At 61.5% G+C, this 21,350-nt stretch carries 12 protein-coding genes and 1 tRNA gene; 2 read left to right on the forward strand and 11 right to left on the reverse strand.

The features are described 5' to 3' along the window. Positions 1 to 937 precede the first annotated feature (937 nt). Positions 938 to 2,182 carry a hypothetical protein gene (locus NYQ83_RS12120; RefSeq protein WP_261214935.1) on the forward strand — a complete coding sequence of 415 codons (1,245 nt, stop codon included), beginning with the start codon at positions 938 to 940 and terminating at the stop codon, positions 2,180 to 2,182. Positions 2,183 to 2,356: 174 nt separating this feature from the next. Here NYQ83_RS12120 and NYQ83_RS12125 read toward each other — a convergent pair whose 3' ends face one another. From NYQ83_RS12125 to NYQ83_RS12175, 11 genes are all read right to left on the reverse strand, one after another. Further along, positions 2,357 to 5,671: a DUF499 domain-containing protein gene (locus NYQ83_RS12125; protein WP_261214936.1), complete on the reverse strand. Its 3,315-nt coding sequence runs from the start codon at positions 5,669 to 5,671 to the stop codon at positions 2,357 to 2,359. Between the two features lie 10 nt (positions 5,672 to 5,681). Further along, positions 5,682 to 8,597: a DUF1156 domain-containing protein gene (locus NYQ83_RS12130; protein WP_261214938.1), complete on the reverse strand. Its 2,916-nt coding sequence runs from the start codon at positions 8,595 to 8,597 to the stop codon at positions 5,682 to 5,684. A 26-nt stretch (positions 8,598 to 8,623) separates the two neighbouring features. Then, the gene (locus NYQ83_RS12135) at positions 8,624 to 9,442 is read right to left on the reverse strand and encodes a hypothetical protein (RefSeq protein ID WP_261214940.1); all 819 of its coding nucleotides are present in this window, start codon (positions 9,440 to 9,442) and stop codon (positions 8,624 to 8,626) included. Further along, complete coding sequence (locus tag NYQ83_RS12140) at positions 9,439 to 12,951, reverse strand: helicase-related protein (RefSeq protein ID WP_261214942.1); 3,513 nt, start codon at positions 12,949 to 12,951, stop codon at positions 9,439 to 9,441. Before NYQ83_RS12140 ends, NYQ83_RS12135 begins: the two co-directional genes overlap by 4 nt. Positions 12,952 to 13,180: 229 nt before the next feature. Continuing rightward, positions 13,181 to 13,516, reverse strand: a complete 336-nt coding sequence (locus NYQ83_RS12145; RefSeq protein ID WP_261214943.1) for a hypothetical protein — start codon at positions 13,514 to 13,516, stop codon at positions 13,181 to 13,183. Positions 13,517 to 14,032: 516 nt separating this feature from the next. Beyond that, on the reverse strand, positions 14,033 to 15,712 hold the full coding sequence (locus tag NYQ83_RS12150; RefSeq protein ID WP_261214945.1) for an AAA family ATPase: 1,680 nt from the start codon (positions 15,710 to 15,712) through the stop codon (positions 14,033 to 14,035). Beyond that, complete coding sequence (locus NYQ83_RS12155; RefSeq protein WP_261214947.1) at positions 15,709 to 16,041, reverse strand: DUF6634 family protein; 333 nt, start codon at positions 16,039 to 16,041, stop codon at positions 15,709 to 15,711. Before NYQ83_RS12155 ends, NYQ83_RS12150 begins: the two co-directional genes overlap by 4 nt. A gap of 100 nt (positions 16,042 to 16,141) precedes the next feature. Further along, complete coding sequence (locus NYQ83_RS12160) at positions 16,142 to 17,206, reverse strand: hypothetical protein (protein WP_261214949.1); 1,065 nt, start codon at positions 17,204 to 17,206, stop codon at positions 16,142 to 16,144. Positions 17,207 to 17,750: 544 nt separating this feature from the next. After that, entirely contained in the window at positions 17,751 to 19,352 is a 1,602-nt protein-coding gene (locus NYQ83_RS12165; RefSeq protein ID WP_261214951.1) for a DUF6538 domain-containing protein, read from the reverse strand. A gap of 77 nt (positions 19,353 to 19,429) precedes the next feature. Then, positions 19,430 to 19,505 (reverse strand) — tRNA-Glu (locus NYQ83_RS12170). Between the two features lie 409 nt (positions 19,506 to 19,914). After that, the gene (locus tag NYQ83_RS12175) at positions 19,915 to 20,325 is read right to left on the reverse strand and encodes a hypothetical protein (RefSeq protein WP_261214952.1); all 411 of its coding nucleotides are present in this window, start codon (positions 20,323 to 20,325) and stop codon (positions 19,915 to 19,917) included. Here NYQ83_RS12175 and NYQ83_RS12180 point away from each other — a divergent pair. Then, positions 20,324 to 21,334 carry an RluA family pseudouridine synthase gene (locus NYQ83_RS12180; protein ID WP_261214954.1) on the forward strand — a complete coding sequence of 337 codons (1,011 nt, stop codon included), beginning with the start codon at positions 20,324 to 20,326 and terminating at the stop codon, positions 21,332 to 21,334. The genes NYQ83_RS12175 and NYQ83_RS12180 overlap by 2 nt on opposite strands. Positions 21,335 to 21,350 lie beyond the last annotated feature (16 nt).

Genomic DNA, 21,350 nt, shown 5'->3' on the forward strand with positions numbered 1-21,350 from the left:
CACCCAGGCGATTTTGTCCCTTAGCGGATGCCTCATGGAGAAGGACGCGGAGACTGTTGCAGAAGTCCTCATGTTTTGCATCCTCCTTCCCGTTCACCGGCGTGCAGATCTTCTCCGCGAGACGGTGGAGTAGTTCGGGGAGACCCGCGACAGTTTGACGGATCGCCGCATCAAGCTCGCGAGCGGACCGGTATTTACGAAAATCTCTTTTCGCAGTCAGCCAGCCGTCGCGGTCACAATGGGCGGCGCGAGCCATGAGCAGCGCGTTCTCGCTGGGACAGAAGCCCTTCCCTGCAAGCCCATGCGCCTTCAGCCATTCGGCCAGAGCCTCAAGGCGCGATGGGTGATCCGTCCAGCAGAGCCTCTCGCAGCGCCCCCCGAGGGCTTCGAGATACTGAGGCACCGCAGGAGCAAAATCGCCAACTAAATAAACAGACATGGAAGACAGAAGCGACGCGGGCTTCGTTTCTCTCGACGATCGTCCAAGCGAATTCGCCAGCTTGGAACGGATATCCTTTCGCATCTCCGTTGCAGGGCTCTCCCCCTGCTGGATAACAAACCACGCGAAATCGACGCCTCTCTCCTTTAACGCTTTGAGCCACCATGCGCATTGGAGCGTATCGAGATCACCAACCGAGACGACCACAAGCGACGACTCTTCCGTTTCCTGCCCCATGCCGCCCTCCGGATTGGCTTGATTCTTTCTGTGCCATGAAGTCGCCAGAAGGACATCTCCCCAAAAGTCGCAGTCGCATGCCAGTTCGCGCACGAAAGCGATATGTCATCGCCACTGATGATTGTGCCTGACTTCGCCAGATCGCACGATTTTCTCGGAGGTTTTTCTTATCTTACCTCTGAATATGACAGCCTCTGAACCTCCCGGGCAGAGACTTATTCAACCCCTGAAACTAATCGGCCTGCGTGCGCATGTCCTCTTGTGTCTGATGCTGCCGCGTTGCAGGAGCAGCGACTGCCGCAGGTCTTCCCGACAATTCCCGGCGGCTTGTTCAAACGCGGCAGGAGAAGAGCGGTGGCGCCACAGATCGACAACGAGAGTTTCCGGGCAGGTTTTGCTCGTTTTCAGGAGCTGATCGAGAGCCGGTCTGGACATCCCTTCCACGGTTTTCATGAGGGGCTGGCCGCCGTCTGGGAGAACTACAAACCTCGCCTGCGAGACCATGCGCGCGGCAAGCTGGAACTGGAAACATGGGAAGAATCGGAAATCGGGTCCGGCACGATCGTCTCGAGAACGATAGAGGCAATCGAGATTCAGGACAGCCACCTCAACCTCACCAACAATCTCGTCTTCTGGCAGAACCGCTTCGGACACGCCAATCGGGAACATCGAGTTCTGCTTGAGGCGCAACAGGACGCCGGTCTCCGCCAAAAGGTTGAGCGGCTTCTTTTCGGCCTCTACCGTGGCAACGAGGACGAAGGCACACTTTTCGAAGCTCTCAATCATCTCGTCCACGGCCGGTATCCTCTCCTCGCTTATCTCTTCTTTCTGAAGGATGACGATCGCTTCATGCCGATTCAGCCAACAGGGTTTGATCGCGCCTTCGCGGCACTGAACATCGACTTCACGACGCTCCGCCACTGCAGCTGGGAGAATTACACGACATTCAATTCAGTCCTGAACATACTGCGCCCAATGATCGCCAAAGCTGCGGACATCAAAAACGTCCGGCTCATCGATGCACACTCGTTCTGCTGGATATTCTCGACACTACTGAAGGAGGAGATGGAAACGGGCGGAGCTTCCACAAGCCCAAGAAAGCACGAGGGACGGGTCGTCGGCGGCGTCGAGAAGGCCGTCCTCACGATGCGCATTAATGTCGAAAGCACCGTCCGGAACGCCAATGGGCAGAAGGTGCTGAGAACGTTGAAGAACAAGGAGCTCCGGATGAGCGCCAATGAACTGGAGGCTCATATCCGGGTTCTTCTGGCCCGTCAGCAAAACCGATGCGCATTGACAGGCATCAGGCTCAATCTGCATGAGCCCGATGGTGACAAGAATTTTCTTCCATCGCTCGACCGGATCGACAGCAACGGACATTACGAACTCGGCAACCTCCAAGTCGTCTGTCAGTTCGTCAATTTCTGGAAGGGCGACAGTGATGATGAGGAGTTCCGGCAGCTCCTCGCATGTGTCCGAAGCGGGCATGTGGGAGTGCCCACATAATGCAGACTGATGGTTGATCGCCTTCCAATCTGTTCAACAATGGCGCCTGCTCTCGAACGCTCCGTCTAACATCTCCGCCTCCTGCATTGAGATCGCCGAGAGAATTGCGCCGCATGCCGATGCACAAGACCCGTAACGCCGTTTCAGGGAGTAATGGTGGCAACGTCACGCAGCTCACCGGATGATCTTCTCCAGGAAGCCGAGCGTCGTCGCGTTTTCAGTCAGGGTGCGCACTTTCCCGCGGTCGAGGCCGGAAGGAACCTCTGCGTCGATCTCAAGCTTCAACGTCACTTCGCTGCCCGGAAGAGTCGTGAGCTGTTCAACGATACCCTCGACAATCTGGTGAATCTCCCGCGCCGGGCGGTCGGGCGAAATCATGATAGTCCCGATGAACCGGGTTGGATTTCTCTCCTCCTCGGGTTTCGAGGCAGTCCCATGTCCACCGCCACCAGAGCCGGACAGCGGCTCCTCGAAGCCTCCCGAAGGTCCTGTGGCGCTTTCGCCCTGAGACTCGGAGACAGCTGCCTCGATCTTGGCCCGATAGGCCTCCGCCACGTCAGGCTTGACGATGATCGAGTCGCTGTCCACCACCACAGCGATATTGCCGCAGCCGGAGATGGCAAGTCCGGCATAGGATTGACGTCCTTCATCCCACCGTTCGGCGTAGGCGAAGGGCCCGGGCAACATGCCTGAAACTGCCGATTGGACGGATCGCACCAGCACGTTTCGGTCCTTGAGCCTGGGAAGGTAGGTGTATCGGTTGAGATACTCCCAGAGGTCCTTCAGAAAGAGGTGATCCTTGCCGTTCCAGATGTACTTCTGCAATTCGCGGTCAAGCCGCGCCGGGCCGAGCTCAGGCAGCAGTCCTTCCTCGCTCACCAGCTTCTTGCTGGCGCGGGCGAGCAGTCCGTCCTGCGCGGGAACCTTGCTCGTTGTCCACTCGACCCCGCTCTGGGCGCTCTCCTGAACCGGATAGAGCAGGTAGCACCAGACCTCCTTCATGCGCGTCTTTAGGGTGTCGTTCGCCTCGGTGACCTTCGACTCCGCATGCTTGGCATCGCTCTGCGTAAGGTTGAGCCGTTCCCGATCCTTGACGATCTGCGTCCAAGCGAGTGCCGAGCGCATCGCCTGCTTCAGGCTGTCGAGCTGACGCTGCTCCGCGGCCAGGAACACCAGCATGTTGCGATAGACGCGAGGCGTGCTGCCCCGCTGCATCAGGATGTCCTTGGCCTCGGCGTAGGCTTCGGATCCATCGCGGCCTGTATGCGGGTGGGCGACGCCGAGCACGACTGCGCGGACGCCGCCTGGCTCATCCGGAACGTCGGCCGAGCCTCCGGGCGCGACCTGGACCGCATCGAAGTGGCCGCGATCGGCCAGACCGTTAATATAGGTGCCGAGCGCCTTGTCGATTTCCAGAAGCACCAGCGCTTCCTCGATCTGTCCAGCCCGGTCGGCGGCAATCCGGTTGAGGCTCGCCGACATGGAGTACCAGTAGCGACCGAGATCGCTGTGCATGAACTTGGCCTGGTTCGTCAGCCGCCGCAGCGCGTCGCTGAAGATCGAAGGACGCTCGCCGGGCTGCACGACGCCAAGATTGATCTGCTTGTCGTCGAGCCCCTTGTTCTCCTGCCCGGAAGTCGGCGCCGTCCCCATGAAGACGGCGCGCGCAACGCGTCTGGTGGCGGAGTAGCGGTTCAGGTTCGGTGCGGATTGGTCGATCTTGTAAGGCGTTGAGTTCACCCCATCGACGTCGCCTGCGATGATCGACTGCCACGTGTCGTCGAGATAGTGCAGGAGCTCCGGCTCCACGCGCGCAGAGCTGATCGCCACGCTACCGGGCATGATCATCACCGAGGGGTCGTTGCCCATCCACAATTCATGGATGACCTGCGCCATCAGACGCAGCACACCTCGGGTGCGCTGAAACTTCTCGAGCGATCCCCAGGCTGTATAGAGCTGGTCGAACAGGTCGGGATGGATCGGATAGGCCTTCGCCAGCTTGCGCCGGTAATCCTCGTCGGCGCAGCCCTGCGGAAAATCGTTGGTATTATCGCGATAGAGCTTGGCGAATTGCTTCAGCGTGTTGTCGCGGTGGTGAAACTTGTCGCCCGGGATTTCCTTGAACAGACGGCGCCGGACAATCTCATAGCTCTCCTCCTGACTCGCCGGTCGCCACGAGGATTCCACGCGGCTGAACGTCTGCTTGAGGCGGGTCAGCGCCTCCTGCCCACCTTCGCCGCCCACTTCGATCTGCGAAGCGGGCAACGAGGCAACAAGCAATGTCTGCGGGCTCGCCTTCACTGCCTCAGTTAGCGATTGGACGAAGGTGAGGTTCGCATCGAAGGAGCCGGAGGGCAGCCCGTCGACCTTGTAGATCTGGCGAAGATAGGCCACCCACTCGTCGATCAGGATCAGGCAAGGCGAACACAGTTTGAAGATTTCCTCGAGGACGTTCGAGCCCGGCGCGATGCCGCGAGCGTCGTTCTCGGAAATCATTTCGAAGGCTCTCTCGCCTCCGAGCTGCCATGCGAGCTCACCCCAGCTCGTGCGGATCTGCCGACCACCCGGGAGGCTGATCACGTCCTGCGGTCCGCGCGACGTGCCGACCAAGACGGCCCGCTTGATGTCTTTCGGAACCTCCAGCCCCTTCTGCGACAGCAGCTGGTCGAGCCCGGTCAGGTCACGCGAAGGAGTTTCGCCCGCCATGTGGTAGAGCGCCAGCATGGAGTGCGTCTTGCCGCCGCCGAAATTCGTCTGCAGCTCGACCACGGGATCGCCACCCGCTCCGCAAAGGCGCTTGGCCGCCGTGGTCAGCAGGCTGCTCAGCCCTTCTGTGAGATAGGTGCGGGCGAAGAACTCGGTCGCGTTGCGATATTCGGACGGAGCGCTGCCGTGATGCACCTTGGCGAGGTCGGCGGCGAACTCGGCCTGCTGAAAATCACCGGTGGCGACGTCCTGGTGCGGCTCAACCACCTCGCGCCAGGGCAACAGTCCGCCGATCGTCTCCACCGAGATGTCGAGGCGCTGCGTCTTGCGACGCTCTTCGTTGCGCTGCAGCTCGGTGAACTTGGTGCGCAGGATCGTGTCCCGCATCTTCTCGAGCTTCTCGGCAGTCTCTCCGGCGCTCACCGCTTCCATCAGACGCCGCATCGTGTCGAGGGCGCGCTCGGCGTCGTCGTAAGTGAAGTTCTCGTTGTGGGAGAGCCTGTTGCGGACCTCGAGCAGCTCCGACACGAAGGAACGCTCGGAGTGCCCCAGCACCGTGCCGAAGGCTTCCTTCCAGAAAGCCATCATTGCCCTCAGAAGGCCCTGCTGATCCCAGGTAACGGCGCCATCCGAGTTCGGACGCAGCCCCTGGACACGTTCCAGGACCTGCACCTGCCAGTGTCCAGTGAGTGCGCTCTCCAGCCTCTTCTCCACGAACGGGATGAGTGCCTCTGGCAGAAGCTCCATCCCCTCGAAGACGTACTGGCGCGTGGTTTTGGCCATTTATGCCCCCTCAGAAACTCATACTCGTTTGGCCGTCGCCCCGGATGTCCTCGATCGTCGCGGCTTCCCGTGTCAGCTCCGTCCAATCGGCGATCAAGGCATTGTAGGGTGTGGCCTCTTTGGCATCCTTTCGCTTGTTCGAGCAGATGTCGTAGAGGCAGTAGGCGAGGTCCTTCACCGCGTCGGCCTTGTCGTCGATTCTTCTCATCAGCAGTGCCGTATCGTGGGTGATGCCGTCCTTCTCGTGCAGGCGCACGAGGTGCTGCAGGCATTCCCAGACGGTCAGATGCCCGTCCTCCTCGGGCGCCCAGTCGGGGTCGAGCTCGTCGCGTTTCAAGAGCCGCACCTTGCCCGCCGCGCTTTCGACGATCCCGGCGTGCTTCACGCTCTCGACTGCGATGCCGCGGGCTCGAGCGAGGTTGTCGGCCACGCCATAGTCGCCCTTGCCCATGCCGTTCTGCTCGAACCAGGTGATGGCGAAGCGCGTGTCGGCGTCGAACTCGCCCTGGATGCCGCCGAGAAATTCGTCGAGCTCCGCGTTTATGAGCTGCAGCGCGGTCTTGACCGTCATCGGACTGTCGTCGGCTTCGAGGACCGCGTTGTAGCGCGAGAAGACGCCCATGCCGGGGCCGATGGCCGATTGCGGCATGTCGGCAGGGGCGATGTTGGCGGCCTGAAGCTCGGCGATGGCCGGGGGCAGTTCGCGTTTCAGGGCGCGGATGAACTCGGCGCGGGTGATCGTGTCGGCAAACGCCTCCTTCTTGCGGCAGACGAGGACGACCGAGTTGGCGAGGGCATTGGTGCCCGAGGCGATCATGCGGTTCGCCATTTCGGTGCGCATTGGCCAAGTGCCGACGACGGCATACCCAGCTTCGACCACCGCTTGCAGGAAGGTCGCCCAGCCCGTCGAACTGATGCCTTCCTGATCGATCTCGCTCTGCTTGAAAGCATAGTAGATCGCTGTGGGAAACTCAGCAGATGACTGCTCAGACATCCCTTGAATGGCTTTCCCCATACCTTCCAAGAAAAACGCCTCGGCTCGTTCTTTCGTGCCGTGACGATATGGTGTCGCTACCAGTTCTTCGAATTTTGGTGTGGCCAGTACGCCGAATAGCTCCGGATAGGTGTTTCGCAGGGACCTCCGCATCCACGCGTAGAAGTAATCTGAGAGATCGGCATATCCGATGTTGTCGTAGTATGGCGGATCGGTCGAGATCACTGTTCCCGCCGGATAACTGGCTGACTGAGCGTCCTGTTGCACGATGCGCCCAGGCGCAGCCAATTGCAGCTGGTCGAGTGTCTTGAAGCCCCATTCAACACAGTTCCCCCAGTTTCCTGTGGAATGTGAGAACGGGTTAGCTTCGGTAAAATCCCATGTCATTGGAAGTGCTTGACGGCCAAAGGCATTCCGAATGATTTCGCGTCCATGATGCCAAGATGTAATGGTTGAGTGATAGTCTGTCATTTTCGAGATGCCGAAAGCGAAGAAGACGCTGACAGCTTCTGCATAGGCGAGAGCCTCCGACCCTCCCGCTGCCAGAGGCTCACCAATTCCTATCCTTCTTGCTGTTACTGCATCGGCCTTTATTTGATCCCGGGTTTCGGAGATCAGGTCGCAGAACGTGTTCAACGCTACTAACTGGCGAGACGTGAATAGATCGCCGAACGTATTCAAGCCGTAGTTCGGCGTCTTGAAGTCCCGAGGGTTCTCTGGAAGCTCAGTCTCAGGCTTCCAGTCGGGGACCGCTGATAACGCGGCTTTCTTGTGATCTGCCGATGGTGCCAAGTAGGCGCGGCCGCCCTTTCTCTCAGCTACAATCGCGATGAGTTCTTGGCCCATTTTGCCAGTCTTTCCAGCACTTCGGATGTGGTCGTAGGGTATTGCAGCATCTGACATGATGCAGCGAAACGCCTGACGCTTTCCTGCTGTAGTACCGAGGGCCGCTGCCTCAAGCTCCGATTTCGTGCCGCCTCTACGCACCCTGTAGGTAATGGTTTTTGTGCCCCGGTCTGCGATGGGCTCGATCCACGTTTCTTTTCCCTTCTTCGAGCTCAGCATGAAGCTGGAGATCAGAGGAACTTGCACATTTGCAAAGGCCGGGTCCGGGCTGGGCACCGTCCGCGCCCAGATCCAGGCGATCACCGTCGCCTTGCCGCCGCCGTACTCCTTCGGCAGGTCCACCTGCGGATAGAGATGTCCGATGCGCTCCCACGCCTTCTCGCGCATCCATTCGCCGTAGTATTTCACATCCTCGGCCAGCCCTTCGGCGTTGCGGTAGAAGGACCGCTCCTTGATGCCGGGGTGGATGGGGGGCATGTCCTTGAACTTCGACGGGATCTCGATCATCGCCTTGCCGATCATCACCGCCACCGGGTTCAGGTCGGACCCATAGGCGGGCAGGCCCAGCCGCTGCGCCTCGAGCGGGATCGAGCCGCCGCCCGAGAACGGGTCGTAGACCGGGGGCAACTCGCCGCCGCAGCTGCGCCGGATCTCGGCCCGCGCACGCTCCAGCACCTCTTCGTTGGTCGAGTTCTCCCACTTCACTAGGTCCTCGATGATGGCGAAGAGCCGCTTGCGCTCGATCTCGACCACCACATCCTCCAGCGTTGGCTCCGGCGCATTCGCCGCCGCTCCCTGAGCCGAGGCCTTGCTGTTCTCCCACGCCGCCAACCGCGCAGGCAGCTCTGCCTCAGCCTGCGCCCGCAGCTTGGGGCCGGCCATTAGCTCGTCCACCCGCGACGAGGGATCGTCCACCAGCTGCGCGAACAGCACCGCCCGACACGCCGCCAACGGCCGCCGCGCCCACCACAGGTGCAGGGTCGAGGGATGCCCATGCCGGATCGACTTCTCCCGCGCCGAGGCGGCGTTGATCGCCTCGAGCGGGATGGCGACTTCGATGAGTTTCTTTTTGTATTGGGCGGCCATGATTGCGTCTTCTATCTGCTTTGTCTTCAGGGCTGAGCGATCAAGAGATCGACACCTAGCCCCACTCGGGTGAGCTCCCGAAGGACTAACAGCTCAGTGGAAATACGTCGCACGCGGTCATCACTGGGCACGCCATCCGCAGGCGGACGACGTGCTTCGATCCGCTGACGGAGCTCACCTTCGGCGCTTCGAATTGCGGGCGGGAGGAGAGACCAGACACCTTCTCGAATTTCGCCGACTGTATCATCAAGGGAGGAGCGCGACCTTCGGGCCAAGGCGCGATTGGCGATAAGCGTCACATCCTCGAAGCGAAGCGGCTTGGCTCTCTTCGGTTCTGAACAAAACCACGCTACGCTTAAATCTTGAGAATAGGCCACAGAATGGGCTGCACTATCCGGCAGCGGCCCAATATCCTGCGGGGGAAAAAAGACGGATCGGACGTGGACCTCAGCCCGGCGATAGGCTTGGTTGAAGCTTTCAACCTTGTCAACGCCAGGCGACGTATAGAAGACAGTACCCGGAAAGCGGCTTTCCAGCCGGATCAGGTGAGCATGCTGATCGGACAGGTCGCGCCGCATCAGCGGCATCCGAAAGAAGGGAACTGAGAGACCAGGAATTCCGAGAACCGCAATTTCCCGCGCCGTATGGCGCGTCATCCGCTCCGGCAGCTTGAACTGGAAGAATAGAGGTAGCCCCGGAAAATTGATTTTAATGTCGTATCCGAGCTGTGCCTCCTGAACGAGATTGGGAAAAACGGGAGCGGCCGTTGGGCGAGTAGAGCTCCACCGGATCAGGTTCTCAGTGAATGCGTAACCATATGAAAACTCGGTGAAATTGAGCTTCATTGAGGCGCTTCTGCCCGTTCCAGCAGGTTCTTGATCTTGAACTGGATGGCGCTTTGCTCGAAAGGCGGTTCTCGGCTGTCGAGGGCGCCGCGCACGTAGCGGGGTTCGCGGGCAAAGCCATTGTCGACCTCTACGATGGCCAGAATAAATTTCTGCGGTTCGTGGAGGGACGTGATGACTTCTTGGCGGGTTATCATGACGGAATCCGCACCGTCGACGCGGCCCTTTACCTCGATAAAACGGAGGTGATCGATGCGTGGGTCATAAGAGACGATGTCATATCCGACCTTCTGAGCCGAGACATCTTTCGGGGCATTGCCGAGGGCACGCTCCGCGTCAAGCACCGCCGCCATAGCGGCAAGTTCGATCTCCCGCCGCGCCACAGGATCCTCGGCAAAGCCTGATGGCGCCGAGGCGATGCCCGCAGCCTCCTTGCATGCTTCCAGCAATCCGCGCGGCACCACGACCATGCCGCCGCGGATGCGCGGCGGTTGTGAGGAGATGAGCCGTTCCTGGTCGAGGATAGCGAGCCGACGCTTCAAGCGGTCGGCAAGATCCTCCGCCCTTCGCTGAGCATTCTGCCAGTTGAGCCGCGTCTTCTTTCCTGCGCGTTCCTCTTCCTTGAGTTCGAACGCCCGCGAGTCCCAGTAGTTGATCTCCTTCTTCAGCCGCGCGCGGACCTCCTGTTCGACCTTGTCGATCTCTGGAAGGCGACGAGCCTTCACCTCTGCCACATGCGCTTGAGCCAGTTCGACGGTGGCGAAGCGAATAACCGATCTCTCAAGATCCTCACGCAGCCATTCGGCATTGAGCGCGTCCTCGACCAATTCTACTTCGTCGGCCCGCGCGGGCCTCAGGTTCAGATGCGGAGCGATGCCCGCGTTAGTGACCTGACCATGCTGGTCGATGGCGGCAAACTGAAGCTTTTCGGAGATGATGTGTGGTTTGCCGGCTGCGGTCGAGCGGCCGTCTTGCACACTGTGTTCAAGCAGGAACAGCGCAGCGATATCCTCTCCGTCATCCGTCTCATCCACCAACACGGCGCCGCGCCGCATGAGATGGTCGTACTGCTCCCGCACGACACTGATCACAGCCTCGAGAAGCGGATGGCCGGGGCACACGAAGGTCGCTACTGGCTGCTGATTGATATGGCCCTTCTCAAAGCAGATGCGCTCGTAGCGCTTCTGGATGGCAGCTCCAGAGCCAATCTGCCGATCGCGCTCTCGCAGGCTTAAGGGCACATGCGTAATCTCCCAGCGACCATCCTCACGCTGCTTGATCTGACCGCCGAGATGCTGGAAGGCCTCGATGAAGAAGCTCTGGATGTGATGTGGCTGTAGGCGCTGCGCTTCGGCGCGTTCCATCTCCAGGCGGAGCTCATGCACCTTTGCCTGCGGCATGGAGTCGTTGGTAAGGGCGCGGCGTTGCAGAAGACGCAGGAGATGCTCCTGATCGACCGCCCCGTCGACGGCCTGAAACAGCCTAGCCTTTACGTCATCCTGTTCGCCGTACTGGATGGCTTGGAAGAGGAGATCCTTAAGGGCCGTGCCTTCGAAAAGCTCACCTAGGACGTCGTAGACGCGCCCTCCGAGCGCCTCTCGAGCAGCCTCCAGCTTCTCCAAGAGGCGTGCGTAAACCTCGCCCTCACGAGTGTCCGCGGCAACGAGGTTCCAAAGATGACATACTTCGGTCTGCCCGATCCGATGTATACGTCCGAAGCGTTGCTCGATTTTATTCGGGTTCCAAGGGAGATCGTAATTGACCATCAGGTGTCCGCGCTGAAGGTTTACGCCCTCGCCGGCGGCATCGTTCGCGATCAGCACCAGCAGTTCGCGGTCTTGCATGAACCGCTCGACCACCTTCCGGCGCTCCTCGCGGGTGACGCCACCGTGGATCACTTCGACCGCATCTGGCCGACCGAGCCGCGCCCGCACCTTCCCTGCCAGGTATTGAAGTGTGTCCTTCGGCTCCGTGAAAATGATAAGTTTCCGGCGGTTGCCTTCAGCGTCGGTCATCAGCTCGTCATCGAGAATGCGATCGAGCTGCGTCCACTTAGTGTCCTGACCTGAGCGGAGGACACCCAGAGCCATCGATTCGAGAGATCTCAGAGTGTGCACTTCGAGCTCGAGCTGTTCGATCGTCTCCGCAGTGGTTGCGCCCGTGGAAATGATTTCCTCGAGTTCGTCGACCTCTTCCTGGCCGTACTCATCGATGTTGCGGAGCACCTCATCGGCGACCTCCTCTCGGGAAAGTCTCATCCCACCACCTCGGCTCCCGAGGCGGGCTTCCCCGAGTTCGCTTTCTAGGCGCTCCCGTCGTCGTTTGAGGGACTGATAGATGGCCGCAGGTGAGGACGCCAAACGCCGCTGAAGGATTTGGAGCGCGAAGCCGACCGTGTTTCGCTTTCGGCCATCTTGTTCAGCAAAGCGCTGAACGCGGTTCATCTCATTTCGGACATACTCGGTGACAGCGCTGTAGAGGCCTGCCTCATCAGCCGACAAGTCATACTTGACGGTATAGGCACGTCGCTCCGGAAACAGCGGGCGGCCGTCGAATCGCAGCAGCTCCTCTTTCGTCAATCGCCGCATCATATCTGCGGTATCCGCGTAGTGGACACCATCCCGAAAGCGACCTTCGAAACGATCGCCGTCCAGCAAGGCCATGAAGAGCTGAAAGTCTTCCTCTTTGCCGTTGTGTGGTGTCGCCGACATCAAGAGGAGGTGGCGACATATCTGTCCGAGTTGCTGCCCGAGCTGATAGCGCTTTGTGAACTTCACCTCGCCGCCGAAGTATGTGGCGGACATACGGTGTGCCTCGTCGCAGATGATGAGATCCCACTCATCGGAGCTCGCCAGCTTTTGCTGCAGGTCCTCGTTCCGTGCGAGGACATCAAGGCGAGCGATCAACAGATTTCGATCGTTGAACGCGTTACCCGACCGGGACGACTCGATCATGTCGCGAGTGAGGATGTCGAACTCCAGGCCAAATTTCTCCCCGAGCTCGTCCTGCCATTGTTCCACGAGACTGCCCGGCGCGACGACGAGGCAACGATCGAGATCACTGCGCGCCACCAGCTCTTTGATGAAGAGCCCGGCCATTATGGTCTTACCGGCGCCAGGATCGTCAGCCAGAAGAAACCTCAGCGGTTGGCGTGGAAGCATCTCTTCGTAGACAGCTGAAAGCTGATGTGGCAGCGGATCAACGAGGCTGGTGTGGATGGCAAGATATGGATCGAAGTAGTGAGCCAGCTTGATCCGGGTGGCCTCTGTCACCAGTCGAAGAAGAGCCCCGTCAGCGTCAAATGACCAAGCGCGCCCCCTTGCCTCCACATCAATCCGATTTTGATCGTCTCTATAGAGGGTCGTCTCAGAGATGGCTCCGCTCGCGTCTCGGTAAATTACGTTGATGGCTTGATCGCCTATCCAATCAACGGAGACTACCGTTACGGAAGAGCCTGCGGAGATACCTTTGATGAGAGCTCCGCTCTTTACCTCTTCGAGAGCAGTCATCGATCGCAAACTCCGATCACTTGTTTGAGCGGCGGACTGTTCCGACTTCTGGAGGATTCTGACATGGCTTTCAACACGGAAGACCGTCTCATGGACCGGTCCGGGGAGCTCGCAGAGGCATCCGGGCATCGGGGGCTAGCAAGGTGGGCTGCGCCCGATTCAAACAGCAACCCCGTTCCTCCTGAATCAAAAATCTCGGAAACGCCGTTTCAGGGAGTAATGGGGGGAATCAGGACGCTTCGTCGTCGGGGATGCCTTCTTTGACGCGCAGCAGATGGGGTTTGGCGCGGAAGTCCCAGCCTTTTTGGTAGCGCTCCACGATCTCATCGAAACGGCGCCTTGCACCTTCCTCTGAGAAGTCCTGCTCCACCAGTTTTTGGATGACCATGTTGCGCAATCCGGACAGTTGCCTCTCCTGACCAGGTTCGAGAGCGCCGGTGATGGCCCAATGCAGGACGATGCGGGCGACGTCGTCACGTGACGGGATCCGTTCCGCCTTCTGCCGGGCGCGATAGGCCCGCTGCTTGTCTTTCTGCTCCGGGCGGCGTGGCTTGGGCTTTCTCATGACCTCAGCTTACGAGCACCAGACGCCGGGTGTGACGCGAGACGATGCCGCGGTGCGACCCCGCATCATCCTCTTGCCGATATGGGCCTCGGGCATTCTCCCCTGCTGTCGCCTTACCCGCGCGGAGGCTGCCCTGGCACCGCAACGTGCTGGCAACCTGCCCGTACATTATCCTGCCTTGCGCGCACATCGTGAAACAAAACTCTCAGGCTTTCGAAACACATGCACAGCCTCTCAAATCGTCCGCGCCAAGACCCGGAACGTATGTCTCGGGTTTCGAAACCAATGCGCGGAGATCTGAATCGTTTGTCTCGGGGTCGTGTCACAAAAATCCGCAAGTCATCATGATGTGCAGGCACGTTATCGATGGCCGGAGCGGGCCGCTTCCGGCCATCGGCAGAGCAGCGGGAGGGTGAGTTCGACCTTTCCGAACAGCGCAAAAACGCCCGCCCGAAAGAAGCCGACGCAAAACGCTGTCGAGCCGATACGGCATCGATGCCACAGCATGGCGTCCGGTCACTGCACCTCCTCCTCCGCCTTCCACCTGTCGCGCGCCAGCAGGAGCCGTTCCACCAGCCGCCTGAGGATGCGGACGGAGCCGCCCGGCCATGCCGCCTGCAGGGCCGACAGCTCCTCGCCGTCGAGCGGGATCGCCCAGCGGGGGTCGAGTCCGCGCTCCTGAACGATGTCCTGCATGAGGCGCCCCGCAAGCGGAAGGAGATGTTCCGGCCCGGGCTCCGGGAAATGGAACACGCGGAAGCGATCTCTCAGCGGCCCCGGGAGACTTCGGAGCTCGTTTGCGGTGGCGATCCAGACGACATGCGAGAGGTCGACGTGCGCCTGGAGATAGGGGTCGTGCCAGTGCGTCGCCGACAGCGGCTCCAGCATCGGCAACAGAGCGTCCAGCGGGTTGCCATTGTGGCGGCTCGTCCCAACCTTCTCGATCTCATCGAGAATGATCCCGGGCGAGGCATGACGGAACTGGCGAATGAGGCTCACCGGAAGCGACGGCTCCGCCGACATCCACCGCCTTGCCGTTCCGCCAAGCGCAGCATCGGAGACGCCGCCGCAAGAATACGTCTCGTGCGGCAGAGCGAGGGTGTCGCAGAGCCGCTCCGCAAACCGCGTCTTTCCCGCGCCGGGCTCTCCGACCAGCAGGATCGGCCGGAGCCGGACGATGTCGAGTGGGACGAGTTCGGAGAGGATCGCCGAGATGATCTCGGCTGCCTGCGGAAACTCATCCGTGAGAGTTTTTTGCAGGACCGCAAGATCAGGCTTGTGAGCGAGCCGCAGGCGCGTGTTGAGAAGTTCCGCGAACTCCCGCGCCACGCGCTGCGATGTCTCGACATTGCCGACCGAGCGGAAGACGACGGCGCCCGGATCCTCCGGCCGGGGCTCTTCTCCTCCGGCCTCCTCAGCGTCCCCGGTCGGTGAGGCTCCGTCCCGGTTCGGCTCGGTGCGTGTCTTGAAATAGGTCTCGACACGCCGATAGATGCGCCGTTCCCGCTCGTCGAGCATCCGCGCCAGAACTTCGAGGCCGAAGTCGGACGTATCGCCGCGGAAATCCATTCGCGGCCGGGAGCGTCGGCCGGCGAGCCGGTCGGCGGAAAGCGGTTCATAGCGACCCGCATGGATGAGCCAGCCGACGGCGGCGGTCGCATAGTCGAGCGCCTGATCCTGTGGCGTCTGGAGATCATAGGCACGCGAGATCGCCTCACCCGCAATCCGCCACGGCGCATGCCGGTCCCCGAGACACGCAGAATAGTAATCGAGCCGCAGCGCCGCTACCGCCTTGTTGATACGCTTCAGCTTCCCCGCCCGACGGAAGGCTTCGGCAGTGTCTCTGAGATCGTCCAGGCTCGCCGAGACCGTGAGGATCGTCAGATGGTGGCGCAGAGCCGTGTGGTCCTCACGATCATCCTCCGGGATGAGCGGGTAGACGCGCTCCGCCCATGTCTGGACATCCGCCGCAAGGTCGTTGCCGAAGAACGACATGTAGAGAATGAGCTCGGCGAGATCGGGAAGATGCCGCCGTTCTCTGGCGGCTTTCGAACGACGGGACCATCGCCGTTCGCGCCGTTCCCGTCCTTCCGGATCTGGATCGGGCCAGACGGGACATGCCGGATTCTCGTCATCGCTGGATTGGCGACGCCGCAGATAGTCCGCAAGTGCGCTTTTCTTCTGATCGTCGCTCATGAGCCGATCTCCGTCGCATCGGCCGCACGACCCAGCCGGTAATAGCGGGAAAGGGTCCGCACGAAGCCGAAGTCGGGAGCCGCCACCCACACAGCGGAGGTCAGGACCTCGCGGGTGCCGAGAACCGGATGGCCCGTGACATGGCCCATGAGCGCTGAGGCAGGGATGGTGACGAAGGCCCAGCGGTCGATCATCGGTGCACCGATAAGATCCTGCGCTGCGGGGATCCGGCCTTGATGAAGCGCGCGGAGGTCGGCCGCGAGCGCTTCCACGCGCGCGACATCGCGCGCCGCATACGGCCCGAGGCCTGTCTGGTCGAGAATGAGCATCTGCTCTGTCCTTCAAAATAAGACGTGTCGATCCTGCCGGACCGACGCCGCCGGTCCGGTTTTGTTCTTTCCTTGTGGAGTGGTGGGGAGGGAGCCTCGACTACTCGACGACTTCGAGCGACCGCCACGGATGGATGGGGCGCCACACATTGCTCGGCACATGCGAGCCCGCCAGAACCCGTGCCGCGATCGACTTCGACCAGAACGCCACCGCGGAATTGAGCCTCTGCCGGTCTTCCACGCCCGGGATCGGGGTCAGAACGCCGCGCTTCTCCAGGATCGCTCGGCGGGTTCGGACAGAGCTCTCTTCGTTGCCGCTCTCGCCCAGAACGCGGACTTCAGAGCCCGGCAGCACGATGAAAAGGTTGTCGCATTCAAGCCCACGTCCGAAGAGGCCTGCATAGGTCATCTCCATCATCGGGCGCTTCGCCTGGTCCGGCGAGAGGACATCCGCTCCACCAGCCTCCGCATCGACAATGCCGAGGGCCGGATGGCGGAGAGACGGCTCCAGCAGCGGGCAGCCGAGATCCCAGAGAAGCTGCCGCTCCTGATCTGCCAGCGGGTCGGCAATGGCAGCAAAGACGGGCGGAAGCTCGGCCGCTTCCGGCGGCGCACCGACCAGCTTTGCCCGGCCGGAGGCGGCAATGAGCGCCGCATATTTGGCCTGCCGGTGGCGCGCCAGATCTTTTGAGTTCAGGCCGCTCCGGCTGGTGACGACGAAGACCATCTCGGCAAAGGCCTTGTCCTTGTCGCGCCGGTGGGAGCTGAGGCGCTTCATGACATCGACGGTCTCGCCGACATAGGCGAGCGTCTCAGACCCGTTGCGACCGACAAGAATGTAGGTCGCAGCCTCACCGGATTTGAGACCGAGCTCCCGCAGCGCCTCGGTGTGCCGGAACGGGGCGGAGAAAGCGCAGGCGGTGCCGACGACGTTCTCGGCAGAGCGCGCCGAAAGCGGACCGGACATCGCGTCGAGGCGCCGGATCAGCGTGACGCTGCCGAGATCTGTGGAGCAGAAGGATGTCGGTGCAAGATCTTCAAGGCTGAGATGGAGGCTCTTCGCAGCGTGCGCGGTCTCGCCGTCTCGTTCGTTGGAGTGAGGCATCTCTTCGGAGCCGGAGGCGCGGGACGAGAGATCAGAAGTGGCAGAAATGGTGTCGGACATGGATGTCTTCCTTGAGTTCAAGAGGATGTTCGGAAGACGATCGGAGAGAGCGGCCAACAGACGGCTGGTGCCACCGGAGGCTCCTGGGGGATTGGACAAGAGCCTGCGCTCGGACAGGGGATGATGTCCGCAGCGAGGATCGCTCGGAGCATAAGGCAGCCGCCGTCGTTCCCGGCGGCGGGGGACACGCCGGGGGGAAGGCACCTGCAATGTCCGAAACAATCCGCCGAAGGCGCCAGCCGTCAGCCGGACGCTCTCCCGATCGTCAGATCAAAGGGAAAGCAGCCTCAGGCGCGCCGGTGCGTGCGACCCGGCGACGCCGAGGACATCCCGTGCGGGCGGACAAGCGACAAGGGGATTTTGGATAGAGCCCAGTTCGGGCTAAGACGGCCAATAGCCATGGCAAGCACCTTCATTGCTTGGTGTGGTCAGGCCATCGGTGCTGCGCCAACAGCGCCGGTGGCCGCTTTGCGCTCCCGTCATCGGGAACACGATCAGCCTGCCAGGACCCGCCCAGGTTGTGAGCTCAAAACCTCAAACATGGTTAACGAGCGTGGGACTTCGCCTTCTTCGTGCGAGGAGACGGTCGCTTCCGAACTGGTCCACGCGGCTTCGGTTTCTCCCTCTCCTCTTCGACCTGTCCTTGATAGGGCGAGAGATCGAGGCCTTCCAGAAGTGGCAGGGTTGCGAGCCGCTCGACTTCCTTCCGGCGCAGGCTCTGCCAGCCATAATGGTCGTCGATCCCGCTCAATGCGTGGCCGACCTGTAAATTCTCCATGCGCTTGTCGGTGCCGAGAGGGCGCCCCTCCTCGCGCAGCCAGGCTTTCGTCGTATGGCGAAGGCTGTGGAAGACGCCCGCCTGCGGCAGGTGGATGCCGACACCCTTCATCTGGCGCAGCATACGCTTGGAGGCCGTATGGGCTGGCCATTGAGCGCGGTGGAGGAGATCGAAGATGAAGCCGTCGCGCCCACGGGCCCAGTCCACGAAGCCAAGCTCATCGAGCGTCTTGTGAAGCGCAAAGACCCGCCGTCCGGCCTGTGTCTTGACCCGGCGCTCGAGTGGATCGCCATTGTCGCTCGTCAGATCGGTGCGAAGATCGACGGTCCAGTGCTCGCCGAGGCGTCGAAAATCCTGTCCCTGCAGATAGACGAGTTCGGCTAGGCGCGCGCCGGTGAGCAACCCCAGAAGAGGCAGCCACCGATCATCCGGCCTCGGGCAGGCAGCAGCCGCCGCAAGCCAGAGATTGAGATGCTCGACCTCGATCCCCTCACGCCGCGTCGGGCGCCGCAGAGTTCTGGGCAGCGTCAGTTGCGCCTTCTCCAAAGGGCGGACGTTTTCATAGTCGATCCGGGCCGACCTCCAGAGCGTGCGCACGGCCGCAACATATTCATTCACGGTCGTCGTCGTGAGGAACGGCAATGGCTGCCTCAGACCGCTGTTGGCGTCCGCCACTTCGCGCAGGCTCAACCCGGCAAAGCGACGGCTCTTCGCCCAGTCGCGCGGCAGCCTGCCGACAACGGCGACGAAGTCCTGAAGATCGGCAGAACGGTATTCATTGAGAGGTCGGTCGCCGACGATGTCACGGAACGCGCGCAGAGCGAGGGCGCGGCGTGCCACGAAGGAGCTCTTCGGCCCCAGCGCCTCACGCTTGCCCTTCAGGAACTCCGCCGCGGCCTCGCTGAAGAGCGGAATGGGATGTTCTGAAGTGTCCTCGTCGGTGCTCGCCGCGTGGGCCGATGAAGCCTGACCTTCGCTGAGATCGACGACCGCCTTTTCCTTAAGCGCGAGCGCGGCTTCCTTCTCCTGAAGGCGCTGCTCCAGCTCCTTCAGCTTCGCTTCGTATTCCTGAAGGCTCTGGAATTTATCGGCAGGCGCTACGGCAAGCTCGTCGAGGGCGGCGGCAAAGTCGGAGCGCAGCGAGGTATCAAAGCTTTTCTCGTCGTCGCCGACCATCTGGCGTGCCTGCCGCAACCGCATGAACAGGATTTCGGCCTGCCCGGCCAGAAGACGCGCGCGCCGCTGCGCCTCTCGCTTGGGCAGAAAACCGAGCGTAGTGCGGAAGGGAGTATGGCCGAGAATCGTTACCAGATCGGAAGGCACCCGAATCTGGAAGGTGGAGCCGGTTCCACGGGTCAGAACATGCATAGAACGCCTGTGTACAAAGCTGCGTACGAATCAGGCGGGAACGCGAAATTCCGAGGAAATATCAAGGACTTAGGCGCTGGTACTCCCTAGGGGAATCGAACCCCTGTTTCCGCCGTGAGAGGGCGGCGTCCTAGACCGCTAGACGAAGGGAGCAGCGGCGTCAGCCTGGCAGGCGAAAGCGCCCGCACGAAGCATCGGAGGCGCTATGTGGCATGACCCGCGCGGCGATGCAAGAGGCGAGAAGACGAGAAATCAAAATCCCGCCTGCGAGCCGGACAGCGTCCGATCCACCCGGCCCGTTGTGCGGACGAGGCGCCCCGTAGAACGCCGCAAATCACGGCAAAAGGCTCGCTCACTGCCAGCGCCGCAAGGTGCGAAACACTCAAAGCAGCGCAAGGCGCAAAACAACAACGGCACAACAAGGCGCAAAAGCCGCAGCGCGCCATTGCGGCTTGGCGCGTGCGGGTCCTGCCACCTGCAGGTCTTGTGGCGTGCGGGTCTTGCCGCCTATTCCGGCAAGCACAGCCCCCGCCCCAAGCCAGCCGCGCTTGCAGGCCCTCGATCAGTCGCCCGGGAGCAATTTGATGCGGTGCAGGATTTCGCCGCTCGCCGCATCGAGGACGAGAAGCTCTTCGCCCCGGCCCTCCTGCCCGTCGCCGCGCGCCGCTTCGCTGATCCGTAGAAGGATGTTGTCGCCGTCGAGCGCGGCCGACGTGACGGTGGATCCCGCCGGCAGCCGCACTTCGGCGACGCTCGGCCCCGTCCCTGCCGGGGCGCCGAGGAGACCGAGCTTGTAGACTATTGCGCCGAACACGGCGACAAAGCCCAAAACCATGGTCCCGAACGAAACGATCAACAGGCGGACGAGCCGTCGGCGCACTCTTTCTGCGGCCGGATCGAGAGGCTTTTCGTCGTCGTCGCCCACCGGCGGCAGTTTTCCGGGGCGCTCTTTGGCGGATGCGTGAGGCGTCATGAAGGATCACGAAAGCGTGTTGGATTACACTGTGGAGCCGGACGAAACCGGCCTGCGCCTCGATGCCTTTCTGGCTGCCCGCGCCGATCGTCTGTCGCGCAGCCGCCTCAAGGCTTTGATCAAGGACGGCCATGTCCGCGTCGGCGCGCGGAAATTAGACGAGCCGAACTACCGGGTCAAACCCGGCGAGACGGTCGAAGTGGACCTGCCGGAGCCGGAAGAAGCCACCCCGCGGCCGGAAGCGATCCCGCTTGCGATCGTCTATGAGGATGACCATCTCGTTGTCGTCGACAAGCCTGCAGGCATGGTCGTCCATCCCGCCCCCGGCGCTCACGACGGAACCCTCGTCAATGCCCTCCTTCATCATTGCGGCGACACGCTTTCCGGCATCGGCGGCATTCGTCGTCCGGGCATCGTCCATCGCCTCGACAAGGACACGAGCGGTCTTCTGGTGATCGCCAAGAACGATGTCGCCCATCGCGATCTCTCGGCGCAATTTGCCGATCACGGCCGCGAAGGCCCGCTGAAGCGGGAATATTGCGCGCTCGTCTGGGGCGTGCCGCAATTGCGCGCCGGGTCGGTCGATGCCCCGCTTGAACGCGATACGAAGAACCGCGAAAAACGCGCCGTCCGCCGCGGCGGCCGTCATGCCGTCACCCATTACCGGGTGGAGGAAACCTTTCAGAACGGGCTCGCAAGCCTCGTCACCTGTCGTCTCGAGACCGGTCGCACCCATCAAATTCGCGTGCACATGGCCCATATCGGCCATCCGCTTCTGGGCGACGCACTTTACGGCTCGGGCTTTCAGTCGAAGGTCGCAAAGCTTCCCGCAGACGCGGCCGACGCCCTTCGCGCCCTCTCCCGCCAGGCCCTGCATGCCCGCTCGCTCGGCTTTCGCCATCCCGAAACCGGCGAGACGGTGCTCTTCCATTCGCAACTGCCGAGCGATTTCGAGACACTTCTGAACGCCTTAAGAAAGCCTTCTGAAGCCTTACAAGGCCGTAATTAGGCAGCATCCCGAGAGG

The organism is Afifella sp. JA880 (assembly GCF_025379905.1).
Lineage (GTDB): Bacteria > Pseudomonadota > Alphaproteobacteria > Rhizobiales > Afifellaceae > Afifella > Afifella aestuarii.

What these genes read in the sequence shown, in the direction of transcription:
- NYQ83_RS12160 (WP_261214949.1), bottom strand. Translation starts at nt 17,206, where the DNA reads ATGTCCGACACCATTTCTGCCACTTCTGATCTCTCGTCCCGCGCCTCC.
- NYQ83_RS12135 (WP_261214940.1), bottom strand. Translation starts at nt 9,442, where the DNA reads ATGAAGCTCAATTTCACCGAGTTTTCATATGGTTACGCATTCACTGAG.
- NYQ83_RS12125 (WP_261214936.1), bottom strand. Translation starts at nt 5,671, where the DNA reads ATGGCCAAAACCACGCGCCAGTACGTCTTCGAGGGGATGGAGCTTCTG.
- NYQ83_RS12130 (WP_261214938.1), bottom strand. Translation starts at nt 8,597, where the DNA reads ATGGCCGCCCAATACAAAAAGAAACTCATCGAAGTCGCCATCCCGCTC.
- NYQ83_RS12180 (WP_261214954.1), top strand. Translation starts at nt 20,324, where the DNA reads ATGAAGGATCACGAAAGCGTGTTGGATTACACTGTGGAGCCGGACGAA.
- NYQ83_RS12155 (WP_261214947.1), bottom strand. Translation starts at nt 16,041, where the DNA reads ATGCTCATTCTCGACCAGACAGGCCTCGGGCCGTATGCGGCGCGCGAT.
- NYQ83_RS12140 (WP_261214942.1), bottom strand. Translation starts at nt 12,951, where the DNA reads ATGACTGCTCTCGAAGAGGTAAAGAGCGGAGCTCTCATCAAAGGTATC.
- NYQ83_RS12145 (WP_261214943.1), bottom strand. Translation starts at nt 13,516, where the DNA reads ATGAGAAAGCCCAAGCCACGCCGCCCGGAGCAGAAAGACAAGCAGCGG.
- NYQ83_RS12150 (WP_261214945.1), bottom strand. Translation starts at nt 15,712, where the DNA reads ATGAGCGACGATCAGAAGAAAAGCGCACTTGCGGACTATCTGCGGCGT.
- NYQ83_RS12175 (WP_261214952.1), bottom strand. Translation starts at nt 20,325, where the DNA reads ATGACGCCTCACGCATCCGCCAAAGAGCGCCCCGGAAAACTGCCGCCG.
- NYQ83_RS12165 (WP_261214951.1), bottom strand. Translation starts at nt 19,352, where the DNA reads ATGCATGTTCTGACCCGTGGAACCGGCTCCACCTTCCAGATTCGGGTG.